Genomic DNA, 14,153 nt, shown 5'->3' with positions numbered 1-14,153 from the left:
TGCGATGTCTCGCGTCTTCAGCTTTCCGCCGCTCGCCAGGCCCGATGCGACGCGCCTGATCCTGGGTTCGATGCCGGGCACGGCCTCGTTGCAGGCAGATCAGTACTACGCCCATCCACGCAACGCGTTCTGGCGCATCATGGACGGCCTGTTCGGTATTCCGTTCGACTGGGGTTATGAGCGGCGTTGTACGGCGTTGGTCGAACAAGGCATCGCCGTGTGGGATGTGCTCAAGGCATGCGACCGTCCCGGTAGCCTGGACTCCAATATCGACAGATCGACGCTCGCAGCCAATGATTTCGTTGGTTTCTTTGCCGCGCACCCGGCCATTGAGAGCCTGTACTTCAACGGCGCGACGGCGGAACAGCTGTTCAAGCGGCATGTGGTCTCCACGCTCGATACATCGTCGGCTTCGATTCGCACGGCGCGTTTGCCGTCGACCAGCCCGGCGCACGCGGCGCTCAGCTATGAGCAGAAGCTGGAGCGCTGGAAGGTGATTGCATCTTGACCGGCGGGCCTGGACGGTAACCCTGGGGGGCGCTGCATTATCCGCATGGCCCGCTAAGCTTATGGTCATAAGAAGCGCAGCGGGCAGGGCGAGACATGTTTAGACGATTGTTGAGGCGGCGGGCCGCTGTGCTGTCGGCTGGCACCCTGGTACCTCTTTGCCTGGCCTGCGGTGGCTGCCAGCTTCTGGGTTGGTATCCAAGCATGTCGACAACCATGATTCACTACCAGTGTGAAGATGGCACCGTGTTCAAGACTGCCGTGACACCCGACACGGCAATCCTGCGGATGGGGGATCGGGAGTACACATTGAGCCGTGTCCGGTCCGGCTCCGGCGCCCGCTACGAGGGTAATGGCACGCTGTTCTGGGAAAAGGGCGGGCAGGCGATGTTGGAGCTTGGTGGTCGTCGACACCTCAATTGTGCAGCGGTCAACAATCAGGCGTCCTGATCGGCCTGAATGTTACAGCGTGCCGTCTATGGGCGGTCGAACTGCTTGCGCGCTCGCTCGACCTTCTTTCTGATAACGCAGCCGTTTGAATGGTCATTGACCAGCCCCATTGCCTGCATGAAGGCATAGACGGTGGTCGGACCGACGAACTTCCAGCCCATCTTTTTCAAGGCCTTCGACAGCGCGACCGACTCTGCGCAGGTAGACGCGGTTTGTGGCTCCGCCAGCGTTTTCGGGTCGGGCTCGAATTGCCAGAAGTAGCTGGCCAGGGATCCTTCCTGTTTCACCAGCTGCTTGGCACAGCGGGCGTTGTTGATTACCGCTTCGATCTTGCCTCGGTGACGGACGATGCCTTGATCCTGAAGCAGCCGCTCGACATCGGTTTCCTTGAAGCGCGCCACCTTGTCGAACTCGAAGTTTTTGAATGCCGCCCGAAAATTCTCGCGCTTGGCGAGGATCGTGCGCCAGCTCAGGCCCGACTGAAAACTTTCGAGGCAGAGCTTTTCGAATAGCCGCCGATCATCGTCAATGGGAAAGCCCCATTCCTTGTCGTGGTAGTCGAGAAACTCCGGTGCAATACCACACCACTTGCAGCGTGGCTTGCCATCAGCGGCGGCGAAAACATCAGTCGTCTCTGTGTCGGAAGCAGCCATAATCCCTCATGTGTCTAGCTCAAAACTTGTGCCGCAATGTAGCCCGGAATGGGTACTGCTTGACCACTGTTCGACCTGATTCGGGAACTCCGTCATCGAAACCCTGGTCGATCGATCACGCCGGCAGCACCTGTCGGGTTGTTGATCGTGTCGGCCGAAGCTTAACCGGCACCGGGCGATTTTGGTAGGGCGCCGTAAACCCGGGTTGTCGGGCAAGATGCGAGCGCCTTGTCTCGGCGAATCGGCGCCTGCAATGTCCATCTGTGTCACCGTTGATGTTTGTGCCCAATAGATGCGTCGGATATCACGCCGGTGTTATCCACCAGGTATCGGATTAACGGATTCGGTATCGATGTTTACAGATTCTTATCGTTTGTCTCACATGTATTAATGCGGTGTTGCGCGTCACATTTTCTACTTTTTGCTTCGTACGATTTGCTAATGCTTACCATGCGCGTATCTAGGGTTGCTGCGCGCTTTGCTTGCGATATCTTTCGGCGCTCCACACAACGGAGAGATCGAAAGAATGAAGAAGAAAATCATTGCTTGCGCAACCATGTTGGTGATGAATGCTGCATGGGCGGTACAGATGGGTACGCCCGATGAGGCCAAGGCGTTATCCGAGAAGGCGCAGGCGACCGTCAACGAGATGGGTCAGGAGAAAGCCTTCGCGTTGTTCGCGGCAGAAGATAGTGGTTTCCGCAACAAAGACTTGTACGTTTTCTGCATGGATATGCAGGGCACGATGCTGTCTCATCCGGTCAAGCCTGAGCTGGTAGGGCAGAACCTGTTGGGATTCAACAAGTACGGCGATGAGCTGTTCAAGAATATGATCGGTGTCGCCGGTGACAACGGTTCGGGATGGGTCGATTACAGTTGGCCTTATCCCGGCACCGAAGACATCAAGCAGAAGACCAGTTACGTCATGAAAAATGATGCCGGCTTCTTCTGCGGTGTGGGTGCTTACAAATAAGCGTCATTCCCTCCGGCCGGCCCTGAAATTCCGGGGTCGGCCACTGTCGGCTTGGGTTTTTGGAGCAACTCGCCGTCACTCGTAGTGCAATGTGCCACGATTAAAGAAGTCACGCTCGTCGCCTTCCTCCAGTTCGAGCAAGATGTCTTCCGCCTGTTCCCGTACGTGCTCGTCTTCATCGTGCAGGGCTTGGTGCAGGGCCGGCATGGGGTCGACTGACGTGAAGCTGGTGTAGGCCATCAAAGCGCGTCGGCGTATTCTGGGATCGTCGTAATCGAGGTAGTAGCCCACCGCCTCAGCCCCGCCGTCTACGTCGTTGGCGGCCAGAACATTCATCGATTTGTAGAGTACTTCGTAGTGGTCGAAGCTGTCGTTGCGCAGGCGTTTGATCAACTCTGCCGTTACCTCCGGTGTGGCGGAGTATTGCATGGCTTGGGCCGCAGCGGCTGCACTGAATGCGCATTCGTCGTCAAGCAGTGTTAGTAGCTTGTCGGCAACCGAGGCGCCACCCACATAGCCGAGCTTTTCGATTAATCGTTCGCGCTTGTCCGAGCGTGTATCAGGATCGTCGATACGCGCCACCAGGGTCGGCAGGGAGGCGGGATGCTGCGCCTTGCTCAGCGCGTCGGCTGCGGCGTATTTCACCCGGGTGATGGGCGATTCGAGCGCGTCGAGCAGGGCCGGTGTGGCAGTGACGGGGTCTATGTTGCCGAGTGCTTTGACAATCGCAGCTTGGACGGAGGCCGACGCGGAGGGTATCGCGTTGATGAGAGGTTCGATGCACCGTTTTGAACCCACAGTTCCTATCCCATCGATAATCTTCAAGCGGACGGATGGGGTTGTGTCTCGGGCAAACGCCGAGAGCAGCATTTCGTCCGCAGTTTTCTGACCGGATTCGCAGCTGGTGTCGTACCAGTAGTCTACCTCGCTCAACTGTTCCGCCGCGGCTTTGCGTAGATCTTTCGCGTTCGATTCCAGAGCGCGTTGAAACAGCGGGATAACGTGTGGGAGCGGAGACCCTGAATACCCTTTTATGATGGCGTGCCGCATCTTATCGTCTTTGGCTTCTTTGAATGCTCGGAGCAGAAATGGCCCGGCAAGTTCGTGCCACCGTGTTTTCATAATGTCGCAAATAGCGGGCGCATGGTGGGGTTTGCGCCCATAGCACTCTATCAATGCCGGTATGGTTTGCGCTGCGCCATCGTCAGATTCGAGATTGCGCAGTACCATTTTAATGACCTTGTCGTCTTCGTCGCTCAGAGCTTTGATAAGCACATCGGTCGTTCCGGGACAGAACCACAGTGCACCGGTAGCCTCGGCTCGGCACTCGGCATCCGAGTCGTCGAGAACAATTTGGCAAAGCCTGTTGAATATACGCTTACCAATCGCTTGGCGACGCCCCCGGTCCAAGTACAGCGGTACTTGCCTGAGCAGTTCGAGGTAGCCGTTTGGCATGGGAATCCGGTCGTGTTCGTCGGGGTCGAGCAAACTTGGTACGTCGTAGTCATAGTGCAGTAGCGATATCGCCAGTTTTCGCAGCTCAGGATCGTCGAGCGCGTCCAACAGCTTATACAGATCTTTCGTTAGTCCCCATCCTGATATCAGTCGGAGCAACGCCCGTTTGGCGTCGACATCAGTCTCCCGCCCATAGGCTTTGCGGGTGGCCTTGGTGAATGGCGTGGGGTCGTGTCCGATTAAGCCGGTCGCCGCCTCGGCGCGCACGCGGCCGTCTTTGTCCCTCAGGGCCTTCGTCAGTTCAGGTACGCAGGCGTGTTCGGCACGGGCAAGTACATCCGCTGCGGCTTCGCGCGCGATCGGTGACGGGTCGCGGCGCAGCACCTGACGCAGGGCGCGGAAGATTTCGCTGTTCGCATCCTTCAAGGCCTCTTGAAAGTACAGAGGTATCATCAGCGCTTTGCGGGCCTCGTCGGATGCCGATGAATTGGCGACTTGTCGGAGCAACGCGGTTAGCACTGGCACCGGATAGCTACCATCGTGAGCAAACGGACGTAGCTCCTCGGCAGCTTCGAGTAGGTCGCGATCGTGCTCAGAGGCGAGCAGTTGTGCAATGCGTACGAACGCATCAGGTATCGTTTCTTCCATGAAATGATCTTCGGATTCTGACTAGGATGCGTGCATTTTAGCAGAGCACGATTGTCACCTGCCTAGATCGGGCACCGAAGATGCTCTTGCTCTGCATCGGATACCGCCCGAGATCAGCGCTGTGCCGATAGGCGGCGTGCGGCGCTTCTTAGCAGGGCCTTTGAATACAGACGGTGGAAGCCAAGCAGTTGTGCAAACGGAAAGCCGAGATGGCGTTGGCCCGAGCGTTTGTCGGCCACCGGGACAATGGCCGACCCGAAGTACAGGCGCGTTTGATTGTTCGCCGACGTGACACTCATCAACCATGATCGCGTACGACCACTGATATCGCGCATTAGCAGTTGGTCGGTCTGTTTTGCTTCGACCTTCCAGGCCGAGAACTCGTCGCGCTCGCCGGCAGCCAGGGCTCTTGCCTGTTCGTCGGTTGAAGGTCGTTTGACGAGCGCGGCAAGCAATCCACGCTCGATCTTGAACAGACAGGTTGTATAGAAGGCTTGAATATAAGAAGCCTGATCGATCGTGCGATCGATGGTGATGCAGAAGCAGTCCGTAAAGCCGCCGTGCACAACATATCGGTGAAGCAGCGCTTCGTGCGGCAACGTGCAGCTTTCTATATTGAGTGCCACGGTGTCGGTAACCCCTCTCTGGTTGAGTCCAGCATGATACAGGTGAGGCCATTGGCGGACAGCCGTAGAACCCACGCCCGCGGGAGCTAGCGTAGTTGAGTTTGAGCGAGCGGCAACGACCAACTTCTCTTTGTCAGTGGCACTTAGGGGTTCGCGTTGATAAAGGTCGCGATCTTGTCCACCACCTCATCTTCCACGCCGAGGAATCCATGCGCCGAAAGCGCCTTGCACGGATCGGAGCGTGGCGAATCGCCTCCAGTCACAACCAGGGTCTCGACCTTCGGTGAGGATGTGAACTGGCCGGCTAGTTGTTCGATGTCGCTCGCGGGGGTCAGTTTGCACTGGTCGTCCTGGTGAGAAATCACCAACACCGGTTTGGAAACGGTAGATAAATCCATATTGATGATGCCGCTGGGAAGGGTGTCGTAGATCTTCCACTTTGGGTTGCTGCGCGTGATCGACGAGGTCAGTACGATGCCGTCGACGGTATCGCCGAGGCGCACGCCGGCATTGGCGGCTGAAAATGTGCCCATGCTCGTGCCGATCACCCATACCGGCACGTTCGCCTGGGCCTTCAGGTAGCGAGCGACGGCCTCGATATCCGCCGCATGTTCTGCGCTCACACGCCAGATGGCGTTCATCTTGTCGCGATCCGACGGTGCATCCATCGTCGCGACGAGAAATCCTTTTTCAGCATATTGGTCTCGCGTTCGAACCAGGTTGTTGTCTTTGCCCCAACCAAACTTCACCGAGCCCAGAAAGCTGCCGAGGTTCAGCTTGCCGTGCCCGCCAGCCAGCAGCACGACGCTGGCAACCGGCGTGCCGGCCGGTCTGGTAAGCGCGAAGCGTTGTTCAATATCCCGGCTTTGCACGCTTTCGAGAGATTCTTCTACGGCATAGGCGGCAGCGGCGTTAAACAGCACGGTGCTAGAGAAGATGTAGGTCAGCAGTTTCATTCGCTTACTCCTTGCGATTCTTGGCGCTCGATGTGGCGATTCCCGATACGGAAGTATGCGAGAACTGATAGTAGACGATGTTTTCGAGCTTCGCCGAACAGCATCCCCGAGACACATGTCAGCCTGACGACGTCCTAAGCGAGCTACGAAATGATTTTGCCCGCTCCCGCCAGTTTTCGTGCCATTTCCTGATCGACTCTGCTTTATCGTTGAAACCGGCCAGCGGCGGGCTCAAACGGCCGACTGTCTTTGCAATTGTCAAACTGGATGCTGCAAACGTCTCGCGTGTGAAATTGATGGCCGTTGATGGTTGGCGATAGACAAACGTCAAGCCGATCCAATTGGGTCGTCGTATTGTGCAGACGACTTGGTAGGGCGGGCGGCCCCGGGGTTTCGAAGACCCAGGGCCGTTGCTTGGAGAACTCGAGGTTAGGATTCTGACCAGCTTCGATGAACCTCGGGCGTTTCGCGCGCCGGGCAGTCAAAGTGAGCCGCCGCGCGAATAACGTTTGCGCAAACGGCAAACTGTGCAGATACCCGTCAGCCGGTCTTAGAAATCTCGCCGCTGTCCGAAAGATAGGCCTCCAGCGAATCGTCCAGCGCCTCCATCCACGGCGTGTGATGCGGCGGCGACATCGTGCCCGTCATCAGCGATCGATAGGAGTGATCGCGGAAGGTCATGATGTTTTCTTTCTTGTGCTTCTTCCAATCGAGGAAAGTTTTGTTGGTGCCGGGGATATCGAAGGTCGGATAGTCGGTGGCTTCGATCAGCTCAAGGATGTAGTCGCCCTGGTAGGTGTACATCTCTTCGGCGGTTTCCAGCGTCAGCTCGCGTTCGCGCCACTTCATGCTGTGGGCAGTCATTTCTTCTTTGGTCGCGGGTAGTGCGATTCGACCCATGATGATGTCGCGCACATACCAAGCCTGGGCATCGAACATATTGAAGGTGTACCACTGGTCCTGCATGCCGAGGTAGAAGAACTTCGGGTTGTCTTCCCACACCACGCCTTTGTACAGGCTCAGCGGCCACAGGCGGTTGTTGGTTTTCAGGCGCAGTTCTTCCGGCAGGAACGGGAAGTGATGCAGATAGCCGGTGCACAGGATGATCGCGTCTACCTTGGCTTCGCTGCCGTCGGCGAAGTAGGCGGTATCGGTGCTGACGCGTACCAGGTTGGGTTTCTCGTCCCAGTTCTCGGGCCATTTGTAGCCCATCGGTGCCGTGCGGTAACAGCTGATCAGGCGCTTGGCGCCATACTTGTAGCACTGCGAGCCGATATCCTCCGCCGAGTAGCTGCTGCCGACGACAAGCACGGTCTTGTCTTTGAATTCCAGCGCATCTCGGAAGTCGTGCGCATGCAGGATGCGGCCGCCGAACTTCTCGAAGCCTTCGAAGTGGGGCACGTTCGGTGTCGAGAAGTGGCCCGACGCGCAGATCACATAGTCGAACTCCTCCGCATACACGTTGTCGGTCGCGTGATCATGCACGGTCACCGTGAACTTGGCTGTGGCATCGTCGAACTCGACGTTGCGTACCGGCGTGTTGAAGCGGATGTGCTTGCGCACGTCGGCCTTCTCGACGCGGCCTTTGATGTAATCCCACAAGACTTCGCGTGGCGGATAGGAGGCGATCGGCTTACCGAAGTGTTCTTCGAATGAGTAGTCGGCGAACTCCAGGCATTCCTTCGGTCCGTTGGACCAGAGGTAGCGATACATGCTGCAGTGTACCGGCTCGCCGTTTTCGTCCAGGCCAGTGCGCCAGGTGTAGTTCCACAGCCCACCCCAGTCACTTTGCTTTTCGAAGCACACCAGTTCCGGGATGTCGGCGCCTTTTTCTTGGGCTGATTGAAAGGCTCTTAATTGGGCCAAACCGCTGGGGCCGGCGCCGATGATTGCAACACGAGGCGTCATAGGTCTTTCCACAGTTGTTCAAATGCAATGTGAGCTGCAGAAAACGACGGCTGCAGCGTTAAGACCAAAAGTAAACAGCTTTGTGTTGCGAAAAAATTCCCTCGAATGGGTAAGTAGAATGGGGTAAGCCGCTACTCCTCAGCAGCTTGCAGAATGATGCCCTCGACGCCCATCACCAAGCCGCTTTCGGAGTAAAGACCCTGTCCGCGGTCGCGCACGCGCATCTCCGTGCCATCGGCGCGCGTGATGCGGTAGTGCAGGTCAAACGGTTGCAGCAGGCCCAGCGCGGTCTGCACATCGTCCCAGACCTGCGGGGCGTCATCCGCGTGGATTATCGACCCAAGCGATATCTGTGATTGATTCAGCAGGCTCTCCGCACTGTAGCCGGTGACCAGTTCGCAACCGCTACTGACGTATTCCATCGTCCAGCTAACATTATTCCTGGCGCGATACAGCATCGCCGGGATGCGATCCACCAGGCTCTGCAGGCTGCGGTGATTGGCATCGCGCACCTGGTCACTGCGCACCTGCGGCGTGATATCGCACAGTGTTGCCGAGACAGGGTACTTGCGGTCGTTGTTGATCGGTTGCACCCGCATTTCACACCAGTGGATCTCGCCCTGCTGATTGAGCATACGCAACCAGATGAGTTCCGTCTTGCCGACGCTGACCTTGTCGAGCAGTCGTTTCCAATTACCGATGTCTTCCGGGTGCAGAAACTCGGAGAAGGGATGCGCGATCGCATCGCCTGCCTCAACCCCGGTGATTCCTTTCCAGGCGTTGTTGACGGTAACGATGTGCTGGTGCTCGTCGATCGCGAGGACGACATCGCTGAGACTATTGAACAGTTGCAGCAGTTGCTGTTCGGAAGGCGCCGGTGCCTGCACTCTGCGCGTCCAATTCATCAGGGCCATTCGATTCTTCTCAGTTCAATTGATCCGAAGGGAGATTCTTATGGGCCCACGCAGCGAGCTCCAGGCGAGAGTGGGCATTGACCTTGCGCAGCAGGTTCTTGACGTAGACTTTGACGGTACCGTCGCTGATCCCGAGTTCGCGCGCAATGAGTTTGTTGTTGAGTCCACGGGCGATGCACGACAGCGTTTCGCGCTCGCGCTCGGTCATCTCTTCAAAGATGGCGTTGAGCTGGCGTTCTTCTTCGGTGTGGTGCTGACGGATATGTCCGGCGAGCGTGGTCACGGCGTCTTCGTTGAGCGCGACTTTCCCTGCCGCTACAGCCAGAAGCTGATCGAGAATGGCATCGGGCGGCGTATCTTTTTGCAGATAGCCGTTCGCACCGTACTGCAAAGCGGCCAACAGCTTCTCGTGATCTTCACAGGCGGTGAGGATGACGATCTTGAGTTCATCATTGTCGGCGCGGATGCCTTTGAGTACATCCAGGCCCGAGGTATCCGGCATCTGCAGATCGAGAATCAATAGATCGAGATCGCTGGTTGCCAGTTGATCGAGCAGCGCCTGGGCGTTGTCGTATTCGGCAACGACGGTCATCTGATCGCTGTCGTTGAGCAGTTCGACCACGCCACGGCGAAACAGCGGGTGGTCGTCGACGACGGCCACGCGCAGTGGACTGGTTTGTGTTACAGGTTGAGACATCATGATGCGTTTCCGGGCTTGAGGCTGAGTTCGACGCGGGTGCCGCCCTGGGGGCGGTTGCTTATCGTGAGGCGACCACCGATACGCTTGGCGCGTTCCTGCATGATCTGTTGACCGAAGCTGTCGGGTCTGGCGGCGTCGACGTCGATGCCGGACCCATTGTCTTCGATCAGAATCTGCAGCGATTCCTGCCGCTGCCGCAGGATGACCCGCGCATGGCTGGCGTGCGAGTGGCGGACAATGTTGCACAGGCTCTCACGCACAATATAAAGGACCTGTGTGGATTCCTTGGCGTCGAGCAGCTTGGCCGGAATCCGATTGTCCAGCTCGAACACGATGGCCGACTGCTGCTCGAATTCAGATATCGAGTTGACGATGGCCTGGGCGAGATTGTCGCTCTGCATGGCGAGACGCGATGACGTAATCAGCTCGCGTGTCTGGCGGTAGGCATTCTGGGTCTGAATCGCCAGGTCTTCCGTCATCGACTGCAAGGCTTCGTACTCGGGGTTCTGGCACACCTTGTTCAGACGCGTGCTCTTGATGCGCAGGTAACCCAGTACCTGGGCCAGGGAGTCGTGCAACTCGGCAGCGTAGATCGCGCGCTCGCTCTGCAGCGCCGCACGGGTCTTGGCCTCGTGCTGATACCAGGCGCTGATACCCCGGCGCAGCGTGTTTTCCAAAGCGGTGGTATGCCAGCGCAGTTTTTCGCGCGGCGGCAGCTCGTGCTGAAAACCGTAGATGACCCAGGCCGAGATATTCTTCTCTTCCATCAGCAACTGCGGCACCAGCCGCCATTGCCCGTCGTCGACCTGACACGGAATCACTTCGCTCTGCGGCGCCTTGCCGAGCGTGAACATACGGTGAAGGCGTCGATTGAAGGACGGGGAAGGTTGGAAGCGAGGTGGGTGCAGCAGCAGGGATTCGTTGGTATCGCCGTGACTCAACAACACCATCAGCTGGCCGCGCAGCGAAAGGGCAAACACACCGTCGAGCTCTTGCTGCAGTACCTCCAGCACGCCCGGCAAGGTGGCGCTGATGTCCTCCGCCGTCGCCAGCTGCAGGGCGAGTTCTGGGTTCTCGCGAGCGGCCGCCCGTTGTCTGCGCTCGATGGGTTTTCGGTAGAGGTTGGCGAAACCGCCTTCCATCCAGCTTCGTAGATTCAACATCATCATTATTGTCGACTCCGCATCTCGCAGGGTTGGCACACCCCTGAACCTCGGGGCGCCTTTGTGCCTGTCCGGCCGGCGCCGCCGTCGCGACAAAACAGCAGCATCCATGCCATTTGCGGCGGTTCTTCGAGATTTATCCTCGTTGGGGTAACCCCGATGGAGGATTGCCCGAAAAACACTACTGGTAAATATTCTTGAGCATGAAGAAACAGGGAATAACCGTTTCGACGGGCTTTCGAGATCGCACCGATATCTCGCAAAAGCACCAGCGGCGCACCAAATGAGTTCATCGCTCGACCGATTGGGAGCGCAATCTTTACCAAAGGCGGACAGGTTTGACGGCGGAATCCACGACAACAACGGCTGATGTATTTGCCGACTGTTTCTTGAACCTCAAAACGGCAGGTTCTTCACAGCGGTTCCAACTGGCTGGCCAGGATGCCCTGGCACTCACGCTCGCGACCGGCGACGAGGTTGCACTGAGCAGCGTCGATGGGCAGCAGGCGGCTGAGGTGCTGGTGCTGAACGCCGAAGGGCACAGCGCCCCCGAGCTCGTGGCCTGTGAACCGCCGGGCGAGTTGGGTGCGGCGGTCAACACGCTGCGCCAACTTGCGGGTTCCGGCAGCAGCGCCCGCCACTTGAGCGACCGCCTTCAAGGTTTCGGCGTGAACGCTGAGCGGCTCGGTAACGTGATCGTGCTGCCGACGGGGCAACCTGTCACGCTGCGCGCGCAGGCGGCATCGACCCTGGTGATCATTGCCGCGGGCGACGACATGTCGGTGGATGAACAATCGCCCGCCACCGAGCTAAGCATTCAGCTCGAGCGAGCAGTGCCGCCGGCCGAGGTGCTGCCCGCGCCGTTGGCGCTGGTGAAAGCCGAACTGCGCGTTGCACGTGCGACGGCGCAGCGCTACGAGGTCAAGGCCGGCGAGTGGATTCAGATCATCGATGTCGCCGGCAAGCAGTGCTCTGATTTTCTCGCGTTCGACAAGGCGCAGCTGCAGGCCGGCAAAGAGGTCGGCCTGGATGCCGTGGCGACGCGTACCGTGTTGGGTGTCAGCAATCCGCAACCGGGTCTGCATGCCCGGTATCTGGGTAGCGACATGCTCGGCATGGTCGAGGTCGTGCAGGATACGGTCGGTCGGCACGACAGCTTTCTGCTGGCATGTACACCGCGCTACTACGAAGACAGCGGCTATTTCGGCCATGTCAGCTGTACCGACAACTTCAATCGCACGCTGGCCGACGACGGCGTCGCACCGCGTGCCGGTTGGCCGGCGATCAACTTCTTCTTCAACACCGGCATTGGCGAATGCGGCACCGTGTTCATGGACGAGCCGTGGTCGCGACCGGGCGACTATGTATTGCTGCGCGCCTCGCGCGATCTGGTATGCGCCTCGTCTGCCTGCCCTGATGACATCGATCCGGCCAATGGTTGGTCACCGACCGACATCCACGTTCGCATCTATGGCGCCGAGCATGAATTTCCACGCGCCATCGCCCATCGTATCTCGCCTACGGAGCCCCCTCGCATGACCAAGCAAACCGCCTTTCATTCATCCGTTTCTGCGTTGACGAAACGGCTGGTGGAATATCGCGGTTATTGGGTAGCCACAGAATATGAAGGGTGGGGCGCACGCGCCGAGTATCTTGCCTGCCGCGAACGCGTCGCGATGATCGATCTCTCGCCGCTGCGCAAGTTTGAAGTCACCGGCCCCGATGCCGAGGACTTCATGCAATACGTTTTGACGCGTAACGTGCGCAGGCTGGCGATCGGTGAGATCGCCTATTCAGCGATGTGTCTGGAGACCGGCGGCATGGTCGATGATGGCACCGTCTTCCGCATGGGCGAGCAGGCGTTCCGTTGGATATGCGGCGATCCGGCATCGGGCGATTGGCTGCGAGAAAAGGCGGCAGCCAAGGGCTATCGCGTCAGCATCCGCAACTCGACCGAGCAATTGCACAACTTCGCCGTGCAGGGGCCGCAGAGTCGCAAGCTGTTGCGAGAGCTGATCTGGACACCGGACTCACAACCCGACATGGACAGTCTCGCCTGGTTTCACTTTCTCATCGGCCGGCTCGGTGGGCCTGAGGGATTTCCTGTCATGGTGTCGCGCACCGGTTATACCGGTGAGCTCGGCTTTGAGGTTTGGGCACACCCAGACAACGGCGAGCAACTCTGGCAGGCCGTATGGGAAGCGGGACAGGCCTACGAGATCGCCCCGTTGGGTTTCAACGCATTGGACATGCTGCGCATCGAGGCCGGGCTGATCTTTGCCGAGCATGAGTTCTGCGCCGAAACCAATCCCTTCGAAGCCGGTATCGGTTTCACCGTTCCGCTCAAATCCAAAGACGACGATTTCATCGGCCGCGACGCGATGCAGCGTCAATCACCCGAGAGCCGCAAGAAACTGGTCGGTTTGATTCTCGATGACGGTGAGCCGACCGCACACGGCGAGTCGCTGTATCAAGGTCGCTATCCCGTCGGCGTTGTGACCAGTGCCACGGCATCGCCGCTGTTGGGCAAGCAGATTGCGCTGGCGCGAGTAGCCCCCGAGTTTGCCGAGCCGGGCACCCGGCTCGAGATCGGCAAGCTCGACGGGCATCAGAAACGTCTGCATGCCGAAGTCGTGAAACTCCCTTTCTACGATCCCGAGCGAACCCGCGTTCGTTCTTAATTTCAACGTTTGCACGTTAGCAACACTACGAGGATGTATCCCATGGCCACGCCAATGACTTATTACAAACAAGCGATCAAGACCGAACTACCGAGCATGAATCGCCCCGGCAGCAATGCGTTTCTCGATGACATCGCTGCATCTGCCGATCCGGAGAAGACCATCGTGTCCGGCTTTTTCCGCATGGAGAAGTCCGACGAGCCGTTGGTCTACGAATACACCTATCACGAGATGAAGGTGATCATTGAAGGCGAAATGATCATCAAAGACGCGGCGGGCAATGAAGCACATGCCACCGTCGGCGACGTGTTCTATTTCCCCAAAGGCAGCGTTATCACTTTCCAATCGCCGAGCTACGGCATTGGCTTTTTCTGTGGTCAACGCAAGGTGGGGGAAGCCTGATTGCGGGAGGCGGGAGCACCGGTGTGAATCATGGCGCGCACCGTCGGCGACATTGAAGAACCATTTTGGTGCCGAACCCGCCGCCGCCAATCAGCGGAAATTCGTTAACTAGCTGAT

General features: G+C 58.2%; 13 protein-coding genes. 5 read left to right on the top strand and 8 right to left on the bottom strand.

The features are described from left to right. The first annotated feature begins 4 nt into the window (after positions 1 to 4). Together B1781_RS14510 and B1781_RS14505 are read left to right on the top strand one after the other, a co-directional pair. Positions 5 to 508, top strand: coding sequence for a DNA-deoxyinosine glycosylase (locus B1781_RS14510; RefSeq protein ID WP_078120340.1), 504 nt, complete (start codon positions 5 to 7; stop codon positions 506 to 508). Between the two features lie 203 nt (positions 509 to 711). Beyond that, entirely contained in the window at positions 712 to 957 is a 246-nt protein-coding gene (locus tag B1781_RS14505) for an MliC family protein (RefSeq protein WP_164513405.1), read from the top strand. Positions 958 to 983: 26 nt separating this feature from the next. Here B1781_RS14505 and B1781_RS14500 read toward each other — a convergent pair whose 3' ends face one another. After that, positions 984 to 1,610, bottom strand: a complete 627-nt coding sequence (locus tag B1781_RS14500; protein WP_078120338.1) for a DNA-3-methyladenine glycosylase I — start codon at positions 1,608 to 1,610, stop codon at positions 984 to 986. 526 nt (positions 1,611 to 2,136) lie between these two features. Here B1781_RS14500 and B1781_RS14495 point away from each other — a divergent pair. Continuing rightward, positions 2,137 to 2,583 carry a cache domain-containing protein gene (locus tag B1781_RS14495; RefSeq protein WP_078120337.1) on the top strand — a complete coding sequence of 149 codons (447 nt, stop codon included), beginning with the start codon at positions 2,137 to 2,139 and terminating at the stop codon, positions 2,581 to 2,583. A 75-nt stretch (positions 2,584 to 2,658) separates the two neighbouring features. Here B1781_RS14495 and B1781_RS14490 read toward each other — a convergent pair whose 3' ends face one another. From B1781_RS14490 to B1781_RS14460, 7 genes are all read right to left on the bottom strand, one after another. Then, complete coding sequence (locus tag B1781_RS14490) at positions 2,659 to 4,686, bottom strand: HEAT repeat domain-containing protein (RefSeq protein WP_078120336.1); 2,028 nt, start codon at positions 4,684 to 4,686, stop codon at positions 2,659 to 2,661. Positions 4,687 to 4,799: 113 nt separating this feature from the next. Continuing rightward, the gene (locus tag B1781_RS14485; protein ID WP_125932105.1) at positions 4,800 to 5,312 is read right to left on the bottom strand and encodes a hypothetical protein; all 513 of its coding nucleotides are present in this window, start codon (positions 5,310 to 5,312) and stop codon (positions 4,800 to 4,802) included. Positions 5,313 to 5,455: 143 nt separating this feature from the next. Beyond that, a complete protein-coding gene (locus B1781_RS14480; protein WP_078120335.1) occupies positions 5,456 to 6,268 on the bottom strand; it encodes an alpha/beta hydrolase in 813 nt (270 codons plus the stop codon). A 540-nt stretch (positions 6,269 to 6,808) separates the two neighbouring features. Then, a complete protein-coding gene (locus B1781_RS14475) occupies positions 6,809 to 8,176 on the bottom strand; it encodes a flavin-containing monooxygenase (protein ID WP_078120334.1) in 1,368 nt (455 codons plus the stop codon). A 131-nt stretch (positions 8,177 to 8,307) separates the two neighbouring features. After that, entirely contained in the window at positions 8,308 to 9,090 is a 783-nt protein-coding gene (locus tag B1781_RS14470; RefSeq protein WP_078120333.1) for a PAS domain-containing protein, read from the bottom strand. A 10-nt stretch (positions 9,091 to 9,100) separates the two neighbouring features. Next, complete coding sequence (locus B1781_RS14465) at positions 9,101 to 9,790, bottom strand: response regulator transcription factor (protein ID WP_334223737.1); 690 nt, start codon at positions 9,788 to 9,790, stop codon at positions 9,101 to 9,103. Beyond that, the gene (locus tag B1781_RS14460; protein ID WP_164513404.1) at positions 9,787 to 10,959 is read right to left on the bottom strand and encodes an ATP-binding protein; all 1,173 of its coding nucleotides are present in this window, start codon (positions 10,957 to 10,959) and stop codon (positions 9,787 to 9,789) included. The genes B1781_RS14465 and B1781_RS14460 overlap by 4 nt, the downstream gene beginning before the upstream one ends. Before the next feature lie 383 nt (positions 10,960 to 11,342). Between B1781_RS14460 and B1781_RS14455 the strand changes: the two genes are divergently transcribed. Continuing rightward, positions 11,343 to 13,634 (top strand): DUF1989 domain-containing protein, encoded by a 2,292-nt coding sequence (locus B1781_RS14455; protein WP_078120331.1) that lies wholly within the window; start codon positions 11,343 to 11,345, stop codon positions 13,632 to 13,634. Between the two features lie 42 nt (positions 13,635 to 13,676). After that, positions 13,677 to 14,036 carry a cupin domain-containing protein gene (locus B1781_RS14450; protein ID WP_078122078.1) on the top strand — a complete coding sequence of 120 codons (360 nt, stop codon included), beginning with the start codon at positions 13,677 to 13,679 and terminating at the stop codon, positions 14,034 to 14,036. Positions 14,037 to 14,153: the final 117 nt, after the last annotated feature.

The organism is Thiosocius teredinicola, from assembly GCF_002009425.1.
Taxonomy (GTDB): domain Bacteria; phylum Pseudomonadota; class Gammaproteobacteria; order Chromatiales; family Chromatiaceae; genus Thiosocius; species Thiosocius teredinicola.
This window is presented reverse-complemented; position numbering and strand designations above follow the sequence as displayed.